The following is a 23,374-nucleotide window of genomic DNA, read 5'->3' on the forward strand; positions in this document are numbered from 1 at the left end:
GCTGTCATACCTGCAAGGTGTTGCTAAGATCGCGAGTTGCTGGCTAGACAGACGGACATGAAAATCACTTCAAGCATCTTCCGCGCCAAGGTCTTGGCTTTGCTCAGTCGCGGTAGAATTCGTGTAGGGCACCGCGCCAAAGTAAGTCAAAGGGCCGTTCTCCGTCCTCGGAGTGGTTCAATTTCTATCGGTCGCGACACTACCATTTACCCGGGAGCGATGTTGTTGGGGCCGGGAGATATTTTGATCGGCAACAACTGCACCATTAACCCGTATTCTATCCTCTATGGGCATGGAGGTCTCAAGATCGGCAACTGGGTACGCATCGCAGCCCATACTGTCATTATCCCGTCGAACCATAACTTTTCGGACATCGATAGGCCCATCGGATCGCAGGGCGGCACGCAACGCGGAGTTACCATTGAGGACGATGTATGGATCGGTGCCAACGTCACCGTTCTGGATGGAGCCCATATTTCCACCGGTTGCGTCATCGCAGCGGGGGCGGTTGTACGGGGCAAGACCGAGCCATTCGGGGTCTACGGTGGCGTTCCAGCCAAGTTACTCAAGATGCGTGGAACTCCCGAGACGATCTAAGCCGGCCAGCCGGCGCTGACGTCGATTGCGTCGAGCGCCGCCTCGTCTTGGGCCGTCGCGATGGCTGTGGTGAGCACTTCCTCACGGGCAAAGCGGGTTTGTACATGGAAAACACGGCGTCACAGATAGCGATGATGGCAGCTGCTTCACGGGTCACCCACCCGTCAACACCCTTGAATTTGATAATTGTTGCAGGATGCCGAAGTGCGCCAGCATAGGCACCATCAATCAGCGTTTGATCGACCAAGTCTTGGGCTGAACCGACCATTCCGCGCCTGTCCAGTCGAAGTTCGCGTCCTACTTTAGGGGCACGTCAATCGTGCGATGGGATAAGTTGCCAAGATCTTGTCGGACACTCGCCGATTGCCTGCCAGTAGCCTCGGTCAGGTGGAAAGAAACCTCCCTCTATCACCGTAGCTCCTTCCAAGAATGCATTATTGTGGTCGAGCCTAGTGCCCGAGGAACCAAGTTGAACGCCCACAAGCGTGCAAGAATCAACTTGTTACTGCGCCCAGACCCGCCCATAGACGGCGGCGAGATTGTCTACCTCGCGCTCGAGCGGGAAATCTGCCCGAACATAGGCCAATGCGGCGTTTCCGGCCGCAGCTTGCCGTTCGGGATGATCCATAAAAGCGCTAGACGCAGCGATCATGACCCGCAGGTCATCCGCCGAAACGACCATACCGGCGTCCGGCGGAACCAGCTCCGAAAACGCGCCGACATCGGCCGCCACCACGGGTACCCCGCTGGCCATGGCTTCGAGCGGCGTCAGCCCGAAACCTTCCCAGCGTTGCGGCGCGACGAACAGTGACAGCGCGCGATACCAGCGCGGGATGTCCGTGTGCTCGCCAACGAAGAGGATTCTGTCGGCCAGGCCGGCCGCGGCTACCTTGGTGCGCAACTGCTCTTCGAATTCGACATGCTGCGCGGTCGCCCGGCCGGCGATGATCGCCGACCATTCCGGCCGCTCCGGCAGCACCGCGATCATCGCATCGACGAACAGATCGGTTCCCTTCTGGTGGCGGATGCGGCCGAAACAGCCGACATACTGGCGCGCCGGGTCCAGTCCGACGGCTTTCCTCGCGTCGGCCCGATTTTCCGGCGGGCAGAACCGGACGGTATCGATGCCGTGCATCACCACCGTGTTGGGCACTTCGAGATAGGCTGCGGTCTTGCGGCTGGTGGCGATCACCGCGTCCATGCGCCGGATGAGGAATTTGCTCCATCCGGTATGGTGTCGTTGCGAGGCCGACGTGAACACCAGCTTCAGCGGCGCCCGGAAGACGTCACGCAGCACCAGTCCGGCCAACATCTCGACGTTACGCCGGGCGTGCCAGATGCGGGGCCGGCCGGAGGCCGGGCGCCGGAGCAGCGATGGCAGCTGCCACCAGCGCATCTTGGGCAGATTGTCGGGCAGGCCGGGCCCGAACACCGCGATGCTGAGGTCGCGCGCCTGGACCGGCACCAGTTGCACGATGGTGCTGGTGACGCCCGACAGGCGCTTCTTGAGATTGGGCGCGATCACCTCGATGCGCGCCATGTCGACCGCGCCGGAAATGTCGGCGCGGCTTTGTGCTTTTGTCATCGTTGTCTGGTCCGGTATGCGGCGGCAGGTGCCGCCCACGCCTCAGATGAACTGTACCTGGACGATTTCGTAGCCGCGCGCGCCGCCCGGCGCGTTGACCTCGATGGCGTCGCCGACTTCCTTGCCGATCAGCGCGCGCGCGATCGGCGAGGAGATCGAGATGCGGCCGGACTTCACGTCGGCCTCCTGGTCGCCGACGATCTGGTAGGTCTTCTTTTCCTCGGTATCGTCGTCGACGAGCACGACGGTGGCGCCGAACTTGATCTTGTCGCCGTTCAGCTTGGTGACGTCGATCACCTCGGCGCGCGCGATCAGGTCCTCGAGTTCGTTGACCCGGCCCTCGTTGAGGCTCTGCGATTCCTTGGCGGCGTGGTATTCGGCATTTTCCGAAAGGTCGCCATGCGAGCGCGCCTCGGCGATGGCCTCGATGATGCGCGGGCGTTCTTCCTGCTGGCGCCAGCGCAGCTCTTCCTTCAGCGCGACGAATCCACCCGCCGTCATCGGAACCTTGTTCATAGTCGACCTCTCCTGGCCTTTGCCGCGCGGCTTGCCTGTTGCTGCCGCGAGGCACAAAAAAAGAAAACGGTCCGGCAGCCTCGGCTAACGGGACCGTCTCACCTCTATCTCCGGCGAATATAGCAATCCTGCCGCAGAATTCACGTCAAAAAATTCGTTTACCACCATAGACCTGTTGGTGCAGACAACCTGAGCGTTCGCCGCTTCACCCGCTTGTGATTGAACCTGCACAGCTTTGATGCTCTGCTGCCGTTGCCGCGCCAGCCTTTCCACCTATGTCGGATAGATGAGCAACCACACGCCGCTACTTGCACTCATGTTCGCCCTGGTTGGTTCGCCGGCCCTCGCCGAGACGCAAACCTTCAACACCCAGGACCTCACGCTCCGCGCCGACGTCATCGCCGACGGCCTCGATCACCCCTGGGGACTGGACTTCCTGCCGGGCAACGAAGCCATCGTCACCGAACGCTCCGGCAACATCCGCATCTTCTCGCAAGACGGCCTGTCGGATCCGGTCATGGGCGTGCCGAAGGTGGCGGCCCGCGGCCAGGGCGGCCTGCTGGACATCGCCGTCGCCCGCGACTTCGAACGTTCCGGCACCATCTACTTCAGCTTCTCCGAGCCCGGCCGCGGCGGCGCGGGCACCGCACTTGCGCGGGCAAGGCTGGTTCGCGAAGGCAAGGCCGCGCGGCTCGAGGATGTCCAGGTCATCTTCTCGATGAGCCGCAAGACCGGTGCCGGGCAGCATTTCGGCTCGCGGATCGTCGTCAACGACGACGGCACGCTGTTCGTCACCACGGGCGACCGCGGCGATGGCGACCGCGCCCAGGACATGCACGATCATGCCGGCGCCGTCATCCGCATCAATGCCGACGGCTCGATCCCCGCCGACAATCCCTCGCCGGACGGAAAGGCGATGGCGCCGGAAATCTGGTCCAAGGGCCACCGCAACCTGCAGGGCGCGACCTACGACCCGGTCCTCGGCGCCCTGATCACCGTCGAGCATGGCGCCCAGGGCGGCGACGAGCTGAACCGGCCCCAGGCCGGCAAGAACTATGGCTGGCCGGTGATCACCTATGGCCGCGACTATTCCGGCGAAAAGATCGGCGTCGGCACGTCGGCCAAGGGCTACGAGCAGCCGCTGTATTACTGGGATCCGTCGATCGCGCCTTCCGGCCTCGCCAGCTACCAGGGCGACATGTTCCCGGAATGGAAAGGCGACCTGCTCGTCGGATCGCTGAAATTCGAACTGCTGAGCCGCCTCGACCGCGATGCCAAGGGCAACGTCCTCGACGAGGAGCGCATGCTCGACGGCGCACTGGGCCGGATCCGGGACGTCAACGTCGCCCCCGACGGCTCTGTCTGGTTGCTCACCGACGAAAACAATGGCGCCATCGTCAGGCTGTCGCGCGGCGACTAAGGGGCAACGGCAATAAGGCAGCGGGGTTGGGGCAGTTGCCCTGCCCCCGCTGCCTTACAGCGCCGGCTACCCCCGCAGATAGGCGTCGATCCGCTGTTCCAGCATGCCGTATTCCGGGCAGTTCGTGCCGCAGCGTTTGCCGATCTCCGACAATTGCACGCGGGCAGCCGCGACATCGCCGAGCATCAGCTGCGCCTCGCCCATATATTCCCGCACCAGCGTGTAGTCGGGATTGTTGCGCAGCGCTTCCTGGTAATAGCCGAGGCCGACGAGCACGCGCCCGGCCTTGCGGTGCGAATAGCCGAGATAATTGAGGATGCGCGGGTCGGTCTTGTCGGCGGCGAGCGTCAGCACCTTGATCGCCTCGTCATACTTGCCGTCCATGGCAAGCGCCCGGCCCGCCGAATAGAGGCTGTCGTCGTCGATCATGCCCGCCTTGGGCGGTTCGCATTTCTTGGTCTTCTTGTTGTAGACCATGCCGTTGTTGCACTTCACCTCGTCGCCGCTGCTGCTCCCGCCGCTGTCGGCGGAGAACACAGGCGCCGCCAGCAAGGGCAGCGACACGACAACGCCAGCAAGCACTTTCGCAATTCGGGTCTGCATCGCTACCTCCTAAAATGCGCCCATCGCGAGATTAACGCATCCGGGGCCGGATTTCATCCGGGGACGGCGTGAATGCCGAGCCCAACCGGCGGCGTTCCGGGCCTAGCCCTTGAGATATGTCTCGATCTGCTCGGCCAGCAGGCCATATTCGCGACAGCCCGTGCCGCAGCGCTCGGCGATTTCCGACAGCTGCAGCCGCGCACCGGCGACGTCGCCGAGCGTCAGATGCGCCTCGCCCATATATTCGCGCACCGGCATGTAGTCGGGATCGTTGAGGATCGCCTCCTGATAATAGCCGAGGCCGACGAGGATGCGCCCGGCCTTGCGGTGGGAATAGCCGAGATAATTGAGAATGCGGGCGTCGGTCTTGTCGCTGGCCAGCGCCAGCACCTTGATCGCGTCGTCATAGCGGCCGTCCATGGCCAGCGCCCGGCCCGCCAGGTACAGGCTGTCGTCATCGATCATGCCGGCCTTGGGCGCTTCGCATTTCTTGGTCTTCTTGTTGTAGACCAGACCGGTGCGGCACTTGACCTGGTCGCCACCGTTGCCGCCACCACCGCCCATGCCGCCGCCGGAATTGCCGCCTCCGCCGCCATCGGCGGAAAACACGGGTACGGCAAACAGCGGCAGCGACACCAACGCGCCTGCCAGAAGTCTCAGATATCGGATCTGCATGGCTACCTCCACCGATGCGTCCCCGACGAGGTCAACGCGTCGATGGCGGTGTTTCGTCCTGCCTCAGCCGCGGAAAATCAGCGCCGCCCCGCCGGCGATCAGCGCGAAGCCCATGGCATGGTTCCAGGTGATGCCTTCCTTGAGATAGAACACCGAGAAGATGACGAAGACCGAGAGCGTGATCACCTCCTGCATCGTCTTGAGCTCCGCCGCAGAATAGACCTGGTGGCCGATGCGGTTGGCCGGCACCGCCAGCCAGTATTCGAAGAAGGCGATCAGCCAGCTGAAAATGACAGCCGCGTAAAGCGGAGCCGCCTTGTACTTCAGGTGCCCATACCAAGCGAACGTCATGAACACGTTGGACGCGATCAGCATCAGCACAGGAAAGATCTTCGGCGAAAGCAGCAAAGCCATGGGGGATACCGCGTGGAGGAGGAAGGAAGGCCGGCTATTTCTGCCTCGCCGTGCGCCGTGTCAACCGCGGCAACCACCCCGCGAACATCGAGGCAGTGACGTTGCCGCCAAATGCGCTATCATCAGGTGGGGGGAAGGCAACCAGGAGCACGCTCGTGCAGCAGCGGCGCGAAAAAGAGTGGGACCTGACCATCGGCCCGGACACCGTGCGGGTGTTCATCCTCAAGGCCAAGGCAATCAGCGCCGGCGTCAACGAGGATTATGAGGACGGCGCCGAGCACGAGATCGAATATGACGGCGGCACCCACGACAATCACCATCACGCCGGACTCGCCGAGGAAGAGGAAGAAAACCTCACCGAAAAGGAGCTGCGCCAGCTGATCAGCGACCTTAATGTCGACGAGGCCGCCGAACTCGTCGCCCTCGCCTGGATCGGCCGCGGCGACTACGACGCTTCGGAGTGGCAGGACGCCGTCGCCGAGGCACGCCAGCGCAGCAATCGCCGCACCGCCAAGTACCTTCTCGGCATGCCGATGCTGGGCGATTGGCTCGAAGAAGGCCTCGAGGCGCTGGGCGCGTGAGAAGCCGCGCCTCCCTGCATTGATGACAGTCCCGTCACCGAATTTGATGGCCTTGCCGTCGCCGCCTCGGCAACCAGCGGCCGGCCGGTGACGTTGAGCGCCGATGCACACATGCAAGCGCCGCCTGCCTTCCCTGATCCTGATCTTGCCGCTGGCGACTTTCGCCGCGATGCCGCACGGCCTTGCCGAGAGCGCCAGGCCCGTCCTGCCCGTCCGGGCTCCGGTGCCGCAAGCGGCGCCGGCGCCGCCCCTGCCCCAACCATCGCCGGCCAACACAACCCGGACGCTCGAGCAGGCGGCGATCCCGACACCTCGGCCGCAGCCCGATGCCAGCCAGCAGCCCGAGCGCCCGATGTTCGGCCCGCCGATGCCGGAGCCACGGTCGCAAGCCGCGCCTGTGCCGGCCGCCGTTCCCGTTCCACCGACGCGCCCCGACCGTGCGGCAGCCAATCCACCGGCGGGCGAGATGTTCGGCCCGCCGGCGCCGAAGATGCTGCCCGACAAGCGATCGAATGCCGAACGGCCTGCGACCATGCCCGCGGACGAGACGGCTTGCCGCGTCCGCCTCAAACAGCTGGGCGCCGAATTCGAGGAGGCGGCACCGCAAAGCAATGCCGACGGTTGCGCACTGCCGTTTCCGCTCAAGCTGAAGCGGCTTTCCGCCGCGGTCGACATCGCGCCCGACGCGCTCATCAACTGTGCCGCGGCAGAAGCCTCGGCACGGTTTACCGCAAACGTCATTGCACCGGCAGCAAAGGCCGAGTTCGGCGAGGAACTGGCAACGGTCGACCAGGCCTCGGCCTATGTCTGCCGCCCGCGCAACGGCACGCGCAAGCTGTCGGAGCATGCCTTCGGCAATGCGCTCGACATCGCCCGCTTCACCCTGAGCAAGGGCACGGCCATCGACGTCGAACCGGCCCCGCCGGCGCAGAATGCGAGGTTCCTGTCCCGGATCCGCGAGGCCGCCTGCGGCCCGTTCAAGACCGTGCTCGGCCCGGGCAGCGACGCCGATCACGCGCTGCATTTCCACTTCGACCTCGCGCCCCGGCGCAATGGCGGCACCTTCTGCCAATAGGCGCGCGCCGCAATTCCGCCGCAGCCGTGAATGGCGGCGCTGATCTTTCCTTTACCCTTGCGGTCTAGGCTCACTCCCTCAAGGGACAGGAGCCTTCGCATGGCCGCAGATTCGCGCGCCGCCAGCCCAGCCGAACCATCGCGCCGCACCTCGCGCCAGCGCGCCCTGCTGCTTGCCACGACGCTGACGATCGTCGGCCTGGGGGTCAGTTCCTGCACCTCGGGCGACGTCTTCGCGCTACAGCCGGCCGTCGACGTCGGTTCGCAGACCGCCTCGCTGGCCCCTGTCGAGCCAATCCCCCAGGACAATGCCGCGCCCGCAGCCGACATGACCTATGACATGTCCGATTCGGCGATGGCATCGGCCGATCCGGCGATCGAACCGACGCTGGACGCACAAGCCGAGAACCTGGGCCAGATCGAGCCCCGGCAGCCGCAGCCTGTCCGCACCGCTTCGCTGGCCCCGGCTCAGGGGCGCGGCATGCAGACGCTGGTACCCTCCAACCCCTACATGGTCGCCTATCCCAAGCTCGACGATCCTTCGAACGAGCCGCAGACGGCGCCGATGCGGCCGGCGGTGATGCCGGCCGACGAGGTCGATTGCCGTGCCGACCTGAAGAAGCTCGACGTGCAGTATCGCGACCTGCCGCCCATCGGCGGCGGCGCGGCGTGCGGCATCGACTATCCGGTCAAGGTCTCGGCCATCGGCTCGGTGCAGATGAAGCCCGCCGCCACCGTCACCTGCGCCATGGCCGCCAGCTTCGCCGCCTGGACCAAGCGCGACCTGGTGCCGGCCGCGCGCCTGCGCTACTTCTCCGGCGTCAAGACGATCCACCAGGGTTCGAGCTATTCCTGCCGCAAGATCGCCGGCTCGCGCACCCTGTCGGAGCACGGCAAGGGCAACGCGCTCGACATCATGCGCATCGAGCTCAACAACGGCCGCGACATCGACGTCGAAAAGCCCGGCCTGTTTGCCTTCCGCACACGCGGCTTCCTCAACACCATCCGCGCCGATGGCTGCAGCTATTTCAACACGGTGCTCGGCCCCGGCTACAATTACGACCACCGCAACCACTTCCATTTCGACATCAAGCAGCGCCGCAACGGCTATCGCGCCTGCCGCTGACGCGCCCTGACGAACCCGGCGCGGGTTTGCCTGTGGCCCTGAATGGGGATAAAAATCCTGCTTCACCCATCTGGGGCGGCGGATCCGATGGCTAGGGGGAAACTGCACAGACAGGCAACCCTGTGGTTTGCGGCCTTGTGCGCGAGCTATATCGCGCTCGCCTATTTCGCCGCGCCCGAGTTCTGGTCGTTCCGCATCCTGCACGATGGCCTCAAGCCCCCGGCCCTGATCACCACCACGCCGCAAGGCATCCTCGGCGATCCCATCAATGTCGGCATGGTCGGCACCGAGGCCGACCTGCTCGGAGCCTTCACGGCGGCAGGCTGGAACCGCGCCGATGGCCTGTCGCTCAAGTCCTCGCTCGAAATCGGCGAAAGCGTGCTGCTCGACCGGTCCTATCGCGACGCCCCCGTGTCGACTCTGCTGCTTGACGGCCGCCCGCAGGACATTGCCTTCGAAAAGCCGGTCGGCAACAGCCCCGACACGCGCCACCACATTCGCCTCTGGCTGACATTCGCGCTCGGGCCCGACGGCCGACCGACCTGGTATGGCGCCGCGAGCTTCGACCGTGGTGTCGGCGTCAGCCACGACACCGGAGAGATCACCCACCACATCGCGCCTGACATCGACGCAGAGCGCGACCAGGTGATCCGCGACCTCACCGCGGCCGGGCGAGTCTTGTCGGTCGAGACGGTTCCCGGCATCGGCCTCACCAAGACAGGCCGCAACGGGGGCGGCGATCCCTACTTTACCGACGGCAAGGTCATGGTTGCGGTACTTGCGCCGCGCAAATAGGCAGGCAAGCCTCCCGTCGGGGAAGAGTATTTTTGCAGCCGTCTTTTCGAAGGGGCGGAAGCAATGCTATGCAGCAATCATTATGCTTTACGCTGAAATCGGTATCGTGGTCGTCCTCATCTGTGTGAACGGCCTCCTGGCAATGTCCGAACTTGCCATCGTCTCCTCCCGCCCCGCCCGTCTCAAGGCGATGATCGACCGCAACGTCAAGGGTGCTGGTCGCGCGCTTGAGCTCGGCGCCAACCCCGGCAGGTTCCTGTCTTCGGTGCAGATCGGCATCACGCTTGTCGGCGTGCTTTCCGGCGCCTTCTCCGGCGCCACGCTGGGCCAGCGGCTGAGCGGGCTCCTTGCGGAATACGGCGTGCGCGCCGGTGCCGCCGATGCTCTTGGCGTCGGCATCGTCGTCGCCGCCATCACCTATGGCTCGCTGATCATCGGCGAGCTGGTGCCCAAGCAGATCGCGCTTCGCGACCCCGAAGGCGTCGCCGTCCGCGTCGCGCCCGCCATGGCGCTGCTGGCCAAGATCGCCGCCCCGCTGGTGTGGCTGCTCGACATCTCCGGCCGTGGCGTCCTCTGGCTGCTCGGCCAGCGCGGCGAAAGCGAGGAAAAGGTCACCGACGAGGAGATCAAGATGCTCGTCGCCGAGGCCGAGCATCACGGCACCATCGAATCCGACGAACGCCGCATGATTGCAGGCGTCATGCGCCTGGGCGACCGCGCCGTGCGCGCCGTCATGACCCCGCGCACCGAGGTCGACTGGATCAACCTGCAGGCCGACGAAGCGGCCACCCGCAAGCTCTTGATGGAAACCCAGCATTCGCGCCTTCCCGCCGGCGAAGGCTCTGTCGATGCCATGGTCGGCGTCGTCCAGACCCGCGAGATGCTTGCCTCGCTCCTGGCCGGCCGTGCATTCGACCCGCGCAAGCATGTGCGCACCGCTCCCATCGCCCACGACCAGGCCGACGCGCTCGACGTGCTTGCCACGCTCAAGCAGTCGGAAGTGCCGATGGCGCTGGTCCATGACGAATACGGCCATTTCGAAGGCATCGTCTCGCCGGCCGACATCCTCGAGGCGATCACCGGCGTGTTCCGATCCGATCTCGACGAGGACGATGTCGACAATGCCGTCCAGCGCGAGGACGGCTCGTGGCTGCTTGCCGGCTACATGCAGGCCGACGAGATGGCCGACCAGCTTGGCATCGACCTGCCCGAGAACCGCGACTACGAAACCGTCGCCGGCTATGTGTTGTCGCACATGCACCATCTGCCCACCACCGGCGAATGCGTCGACGCCCAGGGCTGGCGCTTCGAGGTCGTCGACCTCGACGGCCGCCGCATCGACAAGGTCCTGGCGTCCCGCCTGTCCGGCAACGGCAAGTCGGCGCACTGACCCGTCAATAAAAAAGGGCGGCTCAAGGCCGCCCTTTATTCCCTGGGAGGAATCTTTCTCAGCCGCCGATCAGGCAGCCTTGGCCTCTTCGGCCAGAACGTCAGCTTCGCGAGCGACCTTCAGCGCCTTCGCCCACCAGGTGATCTCTTCGATCAGCCCGTTGGCGGCCTGGTTGAGATGCTCGATGTCCGCGAGCTTCTTCTCGCCCTGGCGCACGGCCAGGAAATCGCCCCAGACGATGTGGACGGCAGTCTTGGTCGGCGCCATCTGCAGTTCGACCGCATGCATGCGCAGCTGCTCGACGGCGCGTGCACCACCAACGCCGCCATAACCGACGAAGCCGGCAGGCTTCTTGTTCCACTCCTTGGCGGCGTAATCCATGGCATTCTTCAGCACTGCCGTCGGGCCGTGGTTGTATTCGGCGGCGGTGAAGATGAAGCCGTCGAACTCGGCCACCTTCTTCTGCCAGCGCTGGGCCACTTCGCTCTGCGAGGGCACCCAGGCCGAGGACGCGACCTCATCGAAGAAGGGCAGCGGGAAATCCCTGAGGTCGACGATTTCGACCTCGATATCCGCGTGGGATTTTGCAATCTTGGCGATCCACTCCACCGGCGTGTCGGCGAAGCGGGCAGCGCGCGTCGAGCCGACGACGAGGGCGATCTTGGGTTTGGACATGGCAGGAACCTTTCGGGCGTGGGTATCAATGTGATACTGGTAACTGATGGATACCGACGCTATATAGGTGACTGGAAAACGCCCGCACAAGGAGGCACTTTTTTGATACCGAGGCACCCGCACCGCACCGAGGATTGTCGCGCCGTCAGCGATATCCTGCAGCGTGTCGGCGACAAATGGACAGTGCTCGTCGTCGGCAAGCTCGGCGAAGGCGCCATGCGCTTCAACGAGCTGCGCCATGCCGTTGGCGGCATCTCGCAGAAGATGCTGACCACCACGCTGCGCGGGCTCGAGCGCGACGGCTTCGTCACCCGCACCGTCTTCCCGACCATCCCGCCGCGCGTCGACTACGAGCTCACCGACCTTGGTCGGGAGCTTTTGGTTCCGGTGTTTGCGCTTGGCGAATGGGCGCGACTCAACCAGGGCCGCGTGGCCGAGGCGCGGATGAAGTTCGACGCGATGGCCGGATGAGCGACGGCGAGCCACGAGCTCGCCACCACCCCTACTCCGCCGGCACCGCCTTCGGCTTGCCTTCGCCGTCGAGCGCCACCATGACGAAATCGGCGTCCGTCACCTTCTCCATCAGGTCGGAGAGATAGCGCTGCGCCCAGGCTTCGACCTTGAGCGTCATCGAGGTGCGACCGACGCGCTCGACATGGGTGTAGATGCACAGCGTGTCGCCGATCTTCATCGGCTTGGCGAAGGCCATTTCCTTGACCGCCGCCGTCACCACGCGGCCCCGGGCGCGCTCGGCGGCGCGGATGCCGCAGGCAAGATCCATCTGCGCCATGACCCAGCCGCCGAAGATGTCGCCGGCGGCGTTCGCGTCGGCCGGCATCGCCAGCGTCCTCAGCGTGAGTTCGCCCGTCGGCTGGCCATCGGCATACTGCACCATCGTCATTTCCCTGTACCGTTCTCTTCCCCACCCGTAACTTCGCAGCGGCAGCCGCGTCAACGCCGCATCTGTTGCATCGGCCGGTCGTATTTTTCACAGGCCATGCCGTAACCGACGCCGAAGCCTTTCGCCGAGGCGATAGTCTGGCCGGATCGTGGTATTTCGACAGGCCGCCGCCCGCATGCAGACGTTCGACTTCATTGTTGTCGGTTCAGGTTCCGCCGGTTCGGTGGTGGCCGAGCGGCTGTCGGCGAGCGGGCGTCATTCGGTGCTGGTGATCGAGGCCGGCGGCACGGACCGCCGCTTCTTCGTCCAGATGCCGCTCGGCTACGGCAAGACCTTCTTCGACCCTGCCGTGAACTGGAACTATGCCGCCGAGCCCGACCCCGGCCTTGCCGGCAACAAGGATCACTGGCCGCGCGGCAAGATTCTCGGCGGCTCCAGCTCGATCAATGCCATGGTGTGGATCCGGGGTGCGCGCGAGGATTTCGACGCCTGGCGCAACGCCGGCAATCCCGGCTGGGGTTTCGACGACCTGCTGCCCGCCTTCAAGGCAATCGAGGACAACCAGGCTGGCAGTACCAAGCTGCGCGGCAGGGGCGGGCCGATCCACGTCACCGACAACAGGAACAACGTCCATCCGCTAACCCACCGCTTCCTGGCTGCGGCGCAAGCGGCCGGGCTGTCGTTGAATCAGGACTTCAACGGCGAGGCCCAAGAGGGCGTCGGCGTTTATCAAATCACCACAAAGGGCGGCCGGCGCATGTCGGCGGCACGCGCCTTCCTGCGCCCGGCGATGAAGCGCGCCAATGTCCGGGTCGAGACCAACGCGCTGGTGACCAAGGTGCTGTTCGACGGCAAGCGCGCCGTCGGCGTCGAGTATCGGCAGGACGGCGCGAAAAAGACGGCCCGCGCCGGCCGCGAGGTGATCCTCTCCGGCGGTTCGGTCAACACGCCGCAACTGCTGCAGCTCTCGGGCATCGGCCCGGCAGGGCTGCTCGGCGAGCTCGGCAGGCCGGTGCTGCACGCCAACGAACATGTCGGCCGCAACCTGCAGGACCACCAGGGCATCAACTACACCTGGAAGGCCAAGGTGCCGACGCTGAACCAGCTGCTGCGGCCCTGGTGGGGCAAGGCGCTCGCCGGCATGCAATACCTGGCGTTGCGCACCGGCCCGCTGTCGATGAGCATGAACCAGGGCGGCGGCTTCTTCCGCTCCGATCCGGCACGCGCACGCCCCAACATGCAGCTCTATTTCCAGGTTTTTTCCACCGTGCTGCCGAAGGCCGGCGAGCGCCCGATCCTGTCGCCCGATCCCTTCCCCGGCTTTTCCATCGGCCTGTCCAACTGCCGCCCGTCGAGCCGTGGCGAGATCATGATCCGCTCCGCCGATCCGACCGTTTACCCGCGCATCACCGTCAACGCCTATTCGACGGAGAGCGATGTCGCCGAGATGCTCGACGCAGTGAAATTCCTGCGCAAGATCGCCGCGCAGACGCCCATCGCAGACATCATCGCGGAAGAGGTTTTGCCAGGTCCGTCAATCACTTCCGACGCCGACTTGATTCACGATTTCCGCAAGCGCTCGGGCACCGTCTACCATCCCGTCTCGACCTGCCGGATGGGCCCGGACCCGTCGACCTCGGTGGTCGACCCGCGCCTGCGCGTCCACGGGGTCGAAGGTTTGCGCGTCATCGACGCCTCGATCTTCCCCGACAACATCACCGGCAACACCAACGCCGCCGCCATCATGACCGGCTGGAAAGGCGCGGGGCTGGTGCTGGAGGATGTTGGGTGAAGAGTTTCCGACGTTGGCGCGGTCACTCACCCTTACCCTCTCCCCGTGAAGGACGGGGAGAGGGAGGCGTCAACAGCGCCGCTTGTCCCTTCTCCCCGTCCTTACGGGGAGAAGGTGCCGGCAGGCGGATGAGGGGCGGCGCACCGTCAACTAGGTTACGGGAGGAATCCGCATGAAGATCACCGACGTAAGGACATTCGTGGTCAACAACCCGCCGCCCGGCATCGGCGGCAAGTATTTCATCTTCGTCAAGCTCACCACCGACGGCGGCGTGGTCGGTTATGGCGAGGCCTACAACGCCACCTTCTCGGCCGATGTCACGGCGAAGATGATCGAGGACATGGCCGAGCGCTATCTTCTGGGACAGGACCCGCACGACATCGAAAACCTGTTCCGCCGCTGCTATTCCTCCGGCTTCACCCAGCGCCCCGACGTCTCGGCCATGGGCTGCTTCTCGGCGCTGGAGATGGCCTGCTGGGACATCATCGGCAAGGAGGCCGGCAAGCCGGTCTACAAGCTGCTCGGCGGCCAGGTACACGAGACTTTGCGCTCCTACACCTACCTCTACCCACACACGGGCAGCGTCCACACCGAGGATGTCGCGCCGAAGAACGTCTACAACGATCCCGACATGGCGGCCGAATGCGCCGCCCTTTATGTCGACCAGGGTTTTAGCGCGGTGAAGCTCGACCCGGCCGGTCCGTGGACCGCCTATGACGGCCACCAACCGCGCCTGATCGACATCGACCTGTCGGTGCGCATGATGAAGGCCATCCGCGAGGCTGTCGGCACCCGCGCCGACATCCTTTTCGGCACCCATGGCCAGTTCACTGCCTCGGGAGCGCTGCGCATGGCGCGTGCCATCGAGCCCTATGACCCCTTGTGGTTCGAGGAACCGGTGCCGCCTGATATGCCCGAAGTGATGGCTCAGGTCGCGCGCGGCACCTCGATCCCAATCGCCACCGGCGAGCGGCTGACGACAAGATTCGAGTTCGCCCGCGTCATCGAAAACCGTGCCGCCACCATCCTGCAGCCCGATCTCGGCCGCTCCGGCGGCATCCTCGAAACCAAGAAGATCGCCGCCATGGCCGAGGCCTATCATATCCAGGTGGCGCCGCACTGCTATTGCGGCCCGATCGTCGGCGCCGCCAACATTCAGCTCGCCGTCACCCTGCCCAATTTCCTCATCCTGGAATCGCTCAAGCAGTGGGACGGTTTCCACGCCAGCCTGCTGAAGAACAAGATCGAATGGCAGGACGGCAACGTCATCCCGTCGAAGGAGCCCGGCCTCGGCGTCGAGCTCGACGAGACTGTCTGCGAGGCCAATCCCTATGATGGTCCCCACCTGCATCTGCAGATGGTTCAGACCCCGCTGATGCCATGACAAAACCCCTCGCCTACGCCTTCGTCGGCCTCGGCCACCTCGGCGCCAACCTCGCCGCATGCTTGCTGCGCGGCGGCTTCGAGGTGGTCGTCCATGACCGCAACCCCGAGGCGGTCGAGTGTCTCGTCGCACTGGGTGCGACCGCAGCATCAAGCCCATCCGATGCCGCCGCCCGCGCCGGCAACGCCATCACCTGCCTGCCCTCGCCCAAGGTCAGTGAGGCGGTGCTGATTGGTCCGGAGGGCCTGCTCGCCGGCTTGCCCAAGGGCGGCAGCTGGATCGAGATGTCGACCAACGGCCGCGACGAGATCCTGCGCCTTGCCGACCTGGCCGCCGAGGCTGGCATCTACACGCTGGAATGCCCCGTCACCGGCGGCGTGCACCTTGCCGCCGAAGGCAGGATTACGGCGCTCGTCGGCGGCGATCCTGCGCTTTACCAGCGCCACCGCGCGGCGATCGAGGCGATGTGCGCCAGATCGTTCCTGATGGGGCCGATCGGCTCGGCGGCGGTGATCAAGGTCATCACCAACATGCTCGCCTTCATCCACCTCGTCGCCGCCGGTGAGGCGCTGATGCTGGCAAAGATGGGCGGGCTCGACCTCGCCCAGGCCTACCACGCCATCGTTGCCTCCTCGGGCAACAGCTTCGTCCACGAGACCGAGAGCCAGCTGGTGCTCAACGGCTCCTACGACATCGGCTTCACCATGGACCTGGCGCTGAAGGACCTCGGCTTTGCGCTGGCCATGGCGCGCGACGGCGGCGTGCCGCTCGACCTCGCCGAGCGCGTCAACGCGATCTTCGAACGCGGCAAGGCGGCCTATGGCGGCGATGCCTGGTCGACGATGATCGTCAAGTTGCTGGAGGACGCGACGGGTACAGACCTGCGCGCGCCGGGATTTCCAGCGAAGCTTTGAATGGCAGCGACGTCACCCTCCCCCTTGTGGGGAGGGTCGGCGCGAAGCGACGGGGTGGGGTCGGCAAGCTCCGCGTTTTACGAGTACCCCCACCCGGCCCTGCGGGCCACCCTCCCCACAAGGGGGAGGGTAAGGGCCCTCACCGCCTGCCCTATCCCCAGCCTTTGACTCCCGGCTTCAGCCTGAGATAGCCCTGAGTTCCATCTGAAGGAATCTCCGATGCGGCCGAGCCTGAGGGCAAAAATTCTCGACGTCTGCGCGCGCAAGATCGCCGCCAAGGGCCCAGATGTCGGACTGTCCTTCTATGCGTTTTTTGCCAACAGGAACGACGATCCGGAGCTTCTGATGGAAGCCGCCGAATGGTGGATCCGCACCCACAAGCTCGACCACTTCGAAAAAGCGACGAAGATCGAGGCACTGGTCCGGGCGATGGATGCCTAGCAATCTGCCTTACGAATTTGCCCCTCACCCTTACCCTCTCCCCGTAAAAGACGGGGAGAGGGAGACGTCGGCATTGCGCCCTTCATTGCTCGTTGGCTCGGCAGCGCGCACGACCCAGGGAGGGCGCAGCGCCGCGGCAGTGTTCCCTTCTCCTCGTCATGACGCGGAGAAGGTGCCGGCAGGCGGATGAGGGGCAGCGCTAAGAAATCAGGCACATAGCCCAATTTCCCGATTCTTTTCCCGAACCCTTTGAATCAGCACCTGACCTTCAACGCCTTGGGCACCATCTCGTAGGTCGCCGGAATATGCCCCGGCGATTCCCCGTCGATGTCGACCAGCGCGGCATTGGCGAGCGGATCGCCCAGCGGCTCGACCACGACCTTGCGCCCGCGCAGGATGGTGATGGCGGGATGGTTGCGATGGCGCCCGCCATAAAGCAGGCGCAGGTCGAGCATCAGCTTGAGCTTGCTCGCGGCACGCAGGATGACGATGTCGAACAACCCGTCGTCGGGTTCGGCATCGGGCGCGATCATCATGCCGCCGCCGAAGAACCGTTCGTTGGCCACCGCGACCAGCGCCACCTTGGCTTCGACCGGCGCGTCGCCGTCGACCGTGATGCGGACGTCCTGGAAACGATAGCGCACGAATTCGGTCACCGTGCGCCAGAAGAACAGCGCCTTGGCCGAGCCGCGCCCCTTGCGCCGGTCGGCGTTGACCGCGCGAACCGTGGCCCCTGACATGCCCAGGCTGGCGATATTGACGAAGTGGCGGCTCGCCAGCCGGCCGTGATCCTCGATGAACGAGATGCGGCCGGCGTCGATCAGCCGGTCCGTGCCGCTGGCGATGCGCTCGACCGCCGCAGCGACATCGACCGGAATGCCCATGCCACGGGCAAAGTCGAGGCCGGTGCCACATGGCAGGACGCCGAGCACCGCCGTGCTGCCGGTTTCGGCCTGCATCTGCAGCAGCCCGTCGGCCACCTCGCTGATCGTGCCGTCGCCGCCGGCGGCAACGACGATCTCGCATCCCAGCGCCACCAAGTCACGGGCCAGCACCGCCCCGTCGCCAGGCTCTTCGGTCTCACGGATGTCGAGGTCGGAAAAGCGCGCCGACAGCGTCGCCACGACCTCCGTCCAATGCGCGTCCAGCCGGCCACCGCCAGCCACCGGATTCCTGACCACGCCGATCTTCACGAAACGCACCCTCCCGGCGGCACTCGCGCCGCCGCCTCCCCGCTTATTGTTCGCCGCACGGGCGAATGCGCAAGGGGGAAGGTTGCGAAGTTCACATCTACCGAGGCCTTACCGCCACAACGCCGACGCGAATTCACACAGCCACCGTCATGCCATGATTGCGGCCAACTGGCGCCGCGTTCGGGGCGGAGAAATCGCGTCGTCAACAATCCCTGAGGATTCGGACCGTGATCAAGTCAGCCCTTGTCGCCATGACCATCGTCGGCTGCGACTGCGATGCCAAGCTCTGCGAATATATCGGCGAGACGCCGGCGCAATGGACTTCGGTCGCCGATTGCGAGGCGGCGATGAAGAGCCGCATCCTGCGCGAAGGCAATCACGACTACCCGCTGGTGACCGGCATCTGCCGCACCACCGTCTTTGCCGAACCGCAGCTTGCTTCGGCTCCGGCCACGCCGGCCCAGCCTGAAATCCAGCCCGCCGCCTATTCCGGCATCGTCGAGGGCGGCGAGTCCGCACTTTACCCCACCACGAATGGCTATGCGCTGGTCCGCTCCGGCCTCGGCCACGCCGCGGGCGGCACGCTGGCTGCCGCCAGGCGCTCGACCAACTGGCTGGCGGAAAAGTTTCCGATCGCTTTCTGACGCGTCAACGCTTCGGAAAGAATGGCCTCGGAAAAAGAATGGCCGACCCGCGAACGGGCCGGCCAAAGGTAGCTTGGAAGGGTGTCGAGAATGTCGCGCGCCGGTGGCGAATGGGGGGCAGCAAGGCGCGCCTTCGCGAAGCGGCCTCAGGAGGCCTTTTCGATCGCGGTCACGGCACCGGTGGTATCGTCCACGGTCACCTTCACCTTGGCGCCTGCGGCCAGTTCGTCGACCTTGATGGTTTCGGGGATGACATAGACCTTGCCGTCTTCCAGCGTGATGGAACGCGTCGCCGGGTCGACCGACTGCACGGTGCCTTCGATGTCGGCGGCATAGGCGGCACCGATGAAGGCAAACGAAGCGACGGCCGTTGCAAGAAACTTGTTCATGTCTGGTACTCCGGTTCTGTCTCGTCCTCGCGGGCTTCACCCTCTCAGCAATGCCCGCCGAACGACCTGGAGATTGACCGCGGGGCCGGCCGGACGCAAATCACGTTGCGTGAAATTACCGAATAGAATCAGCGGCTTATTTCCGCCATATTCGACGGCAGCCTGCGTTGTTTCAGGTGATTTGTTGTCCTCGCATCAGCACGCATCGCCTTGATGGCCATGGCGTGGAGACCGTCACATCAGCGTCATCGCAGGGCCATCCCATGGCCGGATTGTCCGACGGCCGATCACAAAACACCGAAAAATCCATCGCCATGGACGAAACCGCCGCGACGTTTTGCACCGCCGTTTCGTTGGGCCAGCCCGGCGCCTCCGCTTCACAGCCGCCCGCCGATCTGGCATAGCTTGGGCAGCGCATCTTGTGCTTTTCGAAAGCTCCCGCCTTGAACCCCCTGTTCGAAATCGTCGGCGCCACCGCCGCCATCCTGACCACGCTTGCCTGGCTTCCGCAGATCATGAAGATCCTGCGCGAACGCAAGACGAGCGACATCTCGCTCGGCACCAACGCGGCGCTCGCCACCGGCATATCGCTGTGGATCGTCTATGGCGTGGCGCTCGGCTCGCTGCCGGTGATCCTGTCCAACTCGATCACGCTGGTCTTCATCCTCGCCATCGTCGGGCTGAAGCTGCGCTTCGGCTAACGCGGGCGAGGGCTCAGGCACCGATCTTGCGCACCAGCGCGGCGGTCGCCAGGATCGTCGCCATGTCGGCGATCATCGGCTCGACATGGGCCTTGTAGTCGAGTGCGACAGTCGAGGCCGGCAGCTCGAAGAACTCCTTCTTGTGCGGCAGGAGCAGGAAGCCGTCGCCCTCGACGAGCGCGATCCGCGCCGGCTCGCCCGGCCAGGCCTCCTTGAGCCAGTCCAGCGCCTGCGCCATCTGTCCCGAAACCAGCGGCTTGGCCGCCTCGACGTTGTCGGTGCGAAAGTCATAGGCCTTGTCGAGTTCGCCCCCTGAGGCGATTTCCTGCAGCCCGCCGCCGAACATCTCGCGGAAGAAGCCCATCACCGTGTTGGTCTTCAGCGTCGCCACCAGCGTGCCCGGAAACGGCTTTGCCATGTCGAACGCCACAATGATGCCGTCGAACAGGCTGACGTCGGACTTTTCCACCCGGCGCGACAGGGCTGTCTCGTAGAGCTCGAACGAAAAGCCCTCATACGTGCCCGAAACGATGTCGTCGAAATGGCTGTCGTCGTAGTCGCCGATGGTCTCGCGTGGCAGCCGCCCGAAGCTCCGGGGCGTCTCGCCCTTCGCCAGCCGCATGTCGCCGACGAACCCGAACGCGATCGGCAGAAGCTTTTCGCGCAACGACGCCTGCAGGTCGCCTGCCGGCTTCGCCGCGCGGAAATAGACGAAGAACGAGGCGAGGAAGGCAACCGCGTAGAGATAGAGATGCGGCGTCGACACCCAGACCTCGGCGGGGTCGGCGGCAAGATTGAACACGACCGCGAGCACGGCGACTGCCAGCACCAGCAGGCCGAGGAACAGCGGCACGCGCCACAGCACCGAGCGTTTGGCGGCCTTGCGCCGCGCCTCGTAGGCGTCGATGTCCCGCCTGATGCCGGCGATGACAGCTTCGTCGGGCATGAAACCGGCTGCGCTCATAAGTGCCCCCAAGCAGCGACTCGCCAAATCCCGCCAGACGCAAGCGACGCCGCATTTCGATGCGCCGGCTGCGTGGCTACCCGGCGGCTTGCGGAATGATAGCGGCTTTTCGGCAAATGTCGCGGTGGAAACAAGGAGATGGCGCGACGAGCGGAATCAGCTTGTGAGCCCCGTTCGGCCATCGCCGCAGACCGCAGCCCAGCGTCCTCGTGCCCGTTCGCCGGGTGGGCCTTGGACCTTGTCCAGCGGCACCAGCCGCTCCCGGTCTCCGTCGCGCAGCCGCATGAAGGGCACGAGCCGGTAGCTGGCGATCCGGCCGCGCGTCGCGGCATCGGCACTGACATCGGCAACGAGGATCGCTCCGACCCGCCCCGGCCAGGGCTGGCGCGCGAATGCGGTGCCGAGAAAGTCGCCCAGCCCGTAGGCGACGAGGGTTTGGCCGACCTTGGCCATCGGCTGCACGACATGGGCATGATGCCCGGCCACCAGCCCGACGCCGAACTCGGCCAGCCGTTGCGCCCAGGCCTGTGTTTGGTCGCGCGGAAAATGCCGGAACTCCCAGTCCCAATGCGGCACCGCGCACATCAGGTCGACCTCTTGCGCGCCCGGCAGTCCATCGCGGCTGCCGGCGAAAAAATCCTCCGTCATCGCCACCCGACCGGCAAAATCCGCAGCAGCGGCGTTGCGCCATTGCGTGAACGCGACAAGACCGAGCGTCAACGGCCCGACGCCCACCCTGGTCACGGCGGTCGACGTGCCGATCGTCGCGATGCCGAGTGCGGCCAGGGCCGACAGAGTCTCGTCAAAGCCTGTGATCCCCTGGTCGAGCACGTGGTTGTTGGCGAGGGACAGCACCAGCCGCCCCGGCGCGATCCCGGTCGCCTCAAGCGCGCCGGCCAGGAACGTGCGTGTCATGGCGTGGTGCGTGCCGATCCGGGTGCCGAACCGGGCGCTCGGCCGCGCGACGAGGGGGCTTTCGCAATTGCCGACCACGAGGTCGGCGGAAGCGAGCAGCGCGTTCAAGTCTCCATCGCAGGCGGGTGGCTGCCTGTTGGCGACGGCCGAGATATCGCCGACGAACGCCAGCCGCACGCTCTTTTCCGGCCTGGGCAACAGCGCCGCCTCGGCAGGCGCAGGCGCCGATACACCGCCGCGCAGCGACGGCTTGAGAAACCGGGCCGGCCAGGAAAGCTTGTAGGAGAAAGGGTAATTGCTGGACACGCGTCGCCCGAAATTGGTCGCAGGCACCCTACCAGCAAATCATTGCGCGCGGCTGGCGCGACGCCGCTGCCCCCGGCTATTTTTGCGGAGGCTTCTTTCCCGCGCGTTCGATGGCCTGGCGATAGACCGTGTCTATTTCCGGCACAATCGCCTGCGGCGCCAGATGGTCGGCGATGGTCTGCCTGGCGGCAATCCCGACGGTCCGGCGCAATGCCGCGTCGCCGGCAAGCATGGACGCGGTTTCGGTCATGCGTTCCCTTTCGCCATGCGAGAAGACCCAGCCATTGACGCCGTTGCGCAGCAATGCCGCGGAGTAGCCGACATCCACGGACAGCACCGGCAACGCACTGGCCATCGCCTCCAGCGTGGCGATCGGGCCCTCCTCCATCTTCGACGTGCAGAGATAGACGTCGATCGCGTGCAGCAGCCGGGTCGCATCCTGCCGTTCGCCGGACATATGCAGGCGGCCCTGGATCTGTGGATCGGCGGTGGCAGCGCTCCATTCCGCATCACCGGCGATGTGGCGCGTGCTGCCGACGAGCAGCAGTTCGGCATCGATGCCTCGCCCGACCAGGCCTTTGAGCATCCGCACCATGTCGATCTGGTTCTTGCGCGCGTCGATCTCGCCGACCGAACCAATGACGAAGGATGAAGGCTTGAGCCCCAGCTTCGCCCGCGCGGCGCTTTGGCTCGCTGGGGTGGCCGCCTCCACCGTGCCGACGTCGAACATATGTCGCACCAGATGCATGTTCCGCCGCCGCACCAGCCAGTGCGACAGATAGTAGTCGGCGGTCTGCTGGCTCGGCGCGATCACCGCATGGGCAAACAGCCACGGCAGCTGGAACTGGCGGGTATGCGCGGTCATGACGATGGGCGTGCCGGCGGCGCACCGGAACACCAGGCCGAACTTGTTGCCCCGGCTGCCATGGGTATGGACCACGTCCACGCCCCAGTCGCGCGCGGCGTAGCCGACACGGCGCAGTTCGGCCGGAGCGGTGGCAAAGCCCGAGCCCATCTTCTCGAGCGGGCCGTCGAACTTCTGACGTTCGATCCACGAGTTCTGCGAATGCACCAGCATCACGTCATGGCCGGCATCGAGTTGCGCCTGGATCAGCGTCTTCGAACTGGTCGCGACGCCGTTCAGCCCGGCATGAGTCACCAGATGTGTGATCCTCATCGGTGCATTTCCGTGGGTGCTGTGCTTGCGGACAGATGCGTGTCGGTGACCACGAAGATCGACGCCCTTGGTTTGCAGATGGCTGGCCGGACGCCATATCGGCCAATTGACGCAACGGCAAGTGCGGCAGCGCAACCGCCGTGACTGCGCCCGGCAGGCGTCGCGCCCGGCGCCTCATGCCTATTGCCCAGGCATAAAGGAT

Annotated in this window: 27 protein-coding genes; 15 read left to right on the forward strand and 12 right to left on the reverse strand. The window is 65.2% G+C overall.

The features are described from left to right. Nucleotides 1–57: 57 nt before the first annotated feature. A complete protein-coding gene (locus tag GGR00_RS13340) occupies nt 58–597 on the forward strand; it encodes an acyltransferase (protein ID WP_244487735.1) in 540 nt (179 codons plus the stop codon). Nucleotides 598–1,099: 502 nt separating this feature from the next. On the opposite strand, the gene GGR00_RS13345 is transcribed toward GGR00_RS13340, so the two are convergent. Together GGR00_RS13345 and greA are read right to left on the reverse strand one after the other, a co-directional pair. Continuing rightward, nucleotides 1,100–2,182 carry a glycosyltransferase family 4 protein gene (locus tag GGR00_RS13345; protein WP_184699672.1) on the reverse strand — a complete coding sequence of 361 codons (1,083 nt, stop codon included), beginning with the start codon at nt 2,180–2,182 and terminating at the stop codon, nt 1,100–1,102. Nucleotides 2,183–2,224: 42 nt separating this feature from the next. Beyond that, the gene (gene greA, locus GGR00_RS13350) at nt 2,225–2,698 is read right to left on the reverse strand and encodes a transcription elongation factor GreA (protein WP_055970348.1); all 474 of its coding nucleotides are present in this window, start codon (nt 2,696–2,698) and stop codon (nt 2,225–2,227) included. A gap of 286 nt (nt 2,699–2,984) precedes the next feature. On the opposite strand from greA, the gene GGR00_RS13355 reads away from it, so the two are divergent. Next, complete coding sequence (locus GGR00_RS13355) at nt 2,985–4,118, forward strand: PQQ-dependent sugar dehydrogenase (protein ID WP_184699673.1); 1,134 nt, start codon at nt 2,985–2,987, stop codon at nt 4,116–4,118. Nucleotides 4,119–4,184: 66 nt separating this feature from the next. Here GGR00_RS13355 and GGR00_RS13360 read toward each other — a convergent pair whose 3' ends face one another. The 3 genes from GGR00_RS13360 to GGR00_RS13370 form a co-directional block, all read right to left on the reverse strand. Further along, nucleotides 4,185–4,721 (reverse strand): tetratricopeptide repeat protein, encoded by a 537-nt coding sequence (locus GGR00_RS13360; RefSeq protein ID WP_184699674.1) that lies wholly within the window; start codon nt 4,719–4,721, stop codon nt 4,185–4,187. 102 nt (nt 4,722–4,823) lie between these two features. After that, nucleotides 4,824–5,396 (reverse strand): tetratricopeptide repeat protein, encoded by a 573-nt coding sequence (locus GGR00_RS13365; protein ID WP_184699675.1) that lies wholly within the window; start codon nt 5,394–5,396, stop codon nt 4,824–4,826. Nucleotides 5,397–5,459: 63 nt separating this feature from the next. Further along, nucleotides 5,460–5,810, reverse strand: coding sequence for a DMT family protein (locus GGR00_RS13370; RefSeq protein ID WP_055970355.1), 351 nt, complete (start codon nt 5,808–5,810; stop codon nt 5,460–5,462). 155 nt (nt 5,811–5,965) lie between these two features. On the opposite strand from GGR00_RS13370, the gene GGR00_RS13375 reads away from it, so the two are divergent. The 5 genes from GGR00_RS13375 (at nt 5,966) to GGR00_RS13395 (ending at nt 10,776) form a co-directional block, all read left to right on the forward strand. Beyond that, nucleotides 5,966–6,391, forward strand: a complete 426-nt coding sequence (locus GGR00_RS13375; RefSeq protein ID WP_055970357.1) for a DUF3775 domain-containing protein — start codon at nt 5,966–5,968, stop codon at nt 6,389–6,391. A gap of 103 nt (nt 6,392–6,494) precedes the next feature. Further along, the gene (locus tag GGR00_RS13380) at nt 6,495–7,466 is read left to right on the forward strand and encodes an extensin-like domain-containing protein (protein ID WP_246441361.1); all 972 of its coding nucleotides are present in this window, start codon (nt 6,495–6,497) and stop codon (nt 7,464–7,466) included. 99 nt (nt 7,467–7,565) lie between these two features. Beyond that, nucleotides 7,566–8,591, forward strand: coding sequence for an extensin-like domain-containing protein (locus tag GGR00_RS13385; protein ID WP_246441362.1), 1,026 nt, complete (start codon nt 7,566–7,568; stop codon nt 8,589–8,591). A gap of 87 nt (nt 8,592–8,678) precedes the next feature. After that, nucleotides 8,679–9,386 (forward strand): LssY C-terminal domain-containing protein, encoded by a 708-nt coding sequence (locus tag GGR00_RS13390; RefSeq protein WP_184699676.1) that lies wholly within the window; start codon nt 8,679–8,681, stop codon nt 9,384–9,386. An 82-nt stretch (nt 9,387–9,468) separates the two neighbouring features. Beyond that, on the forward strand, nt 9,469–10,776 hold the full coding sequence (locus GGR00_RS13395) for a hemolysin family protein (protein ID WP_184699677.1): 1,308 nt from the start codon (nt 9,469–9,471) through the stop codon (nt 10,774–10,776). Nucleotides 10,777–10,845: 69 nt separating this feature from the next. Here the strand turns inward: GGR00_RS13395 and GGR00_RS13400 are convergent, their stop codons facing one another. Further along, nucleotides 10,846–11,451 (reverse strand): NADPH-dependent FMN reductase, encoded by a 606-nt coding sequence (locus GGR00_RS13400; protein ID WP_184699678.1) that lies wholly within the window; start codon nt 11,449–11,451, stop codon nt 10,846–10,848. Between the two features lie 102 nt (nt 11,452–11,553). On the opposite strand from GGR00_RS13400, the gene GGR00_RS13405 reads away from it, so the two are divergent. Next, nucleotides 11,554–11,922, forward strand: coding sequence for a winged helix-turn-helix transcriptional regulator (locus GGR00_RS13405; RefSeq protein ID WP_055970370.1), 369 nt, complete (start codon nt 11,554–11,556; stop codon nt 11,920–11,922). A gap of 31 nt (nt 11,923–11,953) precedes the next feature. On the opposite strand, the gene GGR00_RS13410 is transcribed toward GGR00_RS13405, so the two are convergent. Further along, entirely contained in the window at nt 11,954–12,346 is a 393-nt protein-coding gene (locus tag GGR00_RS13410; RefSeq protein WP_055970372.1) for an acyl-CoA thioesterase, read from the reverse strand. A 181-nt stretch (nt 12,347–12,527) separates the two neighbouring features. Here GGR00_RS13410 and GGR00_RS13415 point away from each other — a divergent pair, with 181 nt between their 5' ends. From GGR00_RS13415 to GGR00_RS13430, 4 genes are all read left to right on the forward strand, one after another. Continuing rightward, a complete protein-coding gene (locus GGR00_RS13415; RefSeq protein ID WP_184699679.1) occupies nt 12,528–14,144 on the forward strand; it encodes a GMC family oxidoreductase in 1,617 nt (538 codons plus the stop codon). 172 nt (nt 14,145–14,316) lie between these two features. Then, nucleotides 14,317–15,528, forward strand: coding sequence for a mandelate racemase/muconate lactonizing enzyme family protein (locus GGR00_RS13420; protein ID WP_184699680.1), 1,212 nt, complete (start codon nt 14,317–14,319; stop codon nt 15,526–15,528). After that, the gene (locus GGR00_RS13425; RefSeq protein ID WP_184699681.1) at nt 15,525–16,442 is read left to right on the forward strand and encodes an NAD(P)-dependent oxidoreductase; all 918 of its coding nucleotides are present in this window, start codon (nt 15,525–15,527) and stop codon (nt 16,440–16,442) included. Before GGR00_RS13420 ends, GGR00_RS13425 begins: the two co-directional genes overlap by 4 nt. Before the next feature lie 219 nt (nt 16,443–16,661). Beyond that, the gene (locus GGR00_RS13430) at nt 16,662–16,883 is read left to right on the forward strand and encodes a DUF6500 family protein (protein WP_055970381.1); all 222 of its coding nucleotides are present in this window, start codon (nt 16,662–16,664) and stop codon (nt 16,881–16,883) included. A 254-nt stretch (nt 16,884–17,137) separates the two neighbouring features. Here the strand turns inward: GGR00_RS13430 and GGR00_RS13435 are convergent, their stop codons facing one another. Next, entirely contained in the window at nt 17,138–18,076 is a 939-nt protein-coding gene (locus GGR00_RS13435; protein ID WP_055970383.1) for a diacylglycerol/lipid kinase family protein, read from the reverse strand. Nucleotides 18,077–18,303: 227 nt separating this feature from the next. On the opposite strand from GGR00_RS13435, the gene GGR00_RS13440 reads away from it, so the two are divergent. Beyond that, nucleotides 18,304–18,720 (forward strand): hypothetical protein, encoded by a 417-nt coding sequence (locus tag GGR00_RS13440; protein ID WP_184699682.1) that lies wholly within the window; start codon nt 18,304–18,306, stop codon nt 18,718–18,720. A 146-nt stretch (nt 18,721–18,866) separates the two neighbouring features. Here the strand turns inward: GGR00_RS13440 and GGR00_RS13445 are convergent, their stop codons facing one another. Further along, the gene (locus GGR00_RS13445; protein WP_055970386.1) at nt 18,867–19,109 is read right to left on the reverse strand and encodes a DUF1344 domain-containing protein; all 243 of its coding nucleotides are present in this window, start codon (nt 19,107–19,109) and stop codon (nt 18,867–18,869) included. Nucleotides 19,110–19,372: 263 nt separating this feature from the next. Between GGR00_RS13445 and GGR00_RS13450 the strand changes: the two genes are divergently transcribed. Further along, a complete protein-coding gene (locus GGR00_RS13450) occupies nt 19,373–19,513 on the forward strand; it encodes a hypothetical protein (protein ID WP_184699683.1) in 141 nt (46 codons plus the stop codon). A gap of 39 nt (nt 19,514–19,552) precedes the next feature. After that, nucleotides 19,553–19,810 carry a SemiSWEET family sugar transporter gene (locus tag GGR00_RS13455; protein ID WP_055970388.1) on the forward strand — a complete coding sequence of 86 codons (258 nt, stop codon included), beginning with the start codon at nt 19,553–19,555 and terminating at the stop codon, nt 19,808–19,810. Nucleotides 19,811–19,823: 13 nt separating this feature from the next. Here GGR00_RS13455 and GGR00_RS13460 read toward each other — a convergent pair whose 3' ends face one another. The 3 genes from GGR00_RS13460 to GGR00_RS13470 form a co-directional block, all read right to left on the reverse strand. Further along, nucleotides 19,824–20,774, reverse strand: a complete 951-nt coding sequence (locus tag GGR00_RS13460; RefSeq protein WP_184699684.1) for a DUF3137 domain-containing protein — start codon at nt 20,772–20,774, stop codon at nt 19,824–19,826. 156 nt (nt 20,775–20,930) lie between these two features. Further along, nucleotides 20,931–21,995, reverse strand: a complete 1,065-nt coding sequence (locus GGR00_RS13465; RefSeq protein ID WP_343065551.1) for a CapA family protein — start codon at nt 21,993–21,995, stop codon at nt 20,931–20,933. 76 nt (nt 21,996–22,071) lie between these two features. After that, complete coding sequence (locus GGR00_RS13470) at nt 22,072–23,307, reverse strand: glycosyltransferase family 4 protein (protein WP_246441363.1); 1,236 nt, start codon at nt 23,305–23,307, stop codon at nt 22,072–22,074. Nucleotides 23,308–23,374: the final 67 nt, after the last annotated feature.

Source organism: Aminobacter aganoensis (assembly GCF_014206975.1).
GTDB classification, from domain to species: domain Bacteria; phylum Pseudomonadota; class Alphaproteobacteria; order Rhizobiales; family Rhizobiaceae; genus Aminobacter; species Aminobacter aganoensis.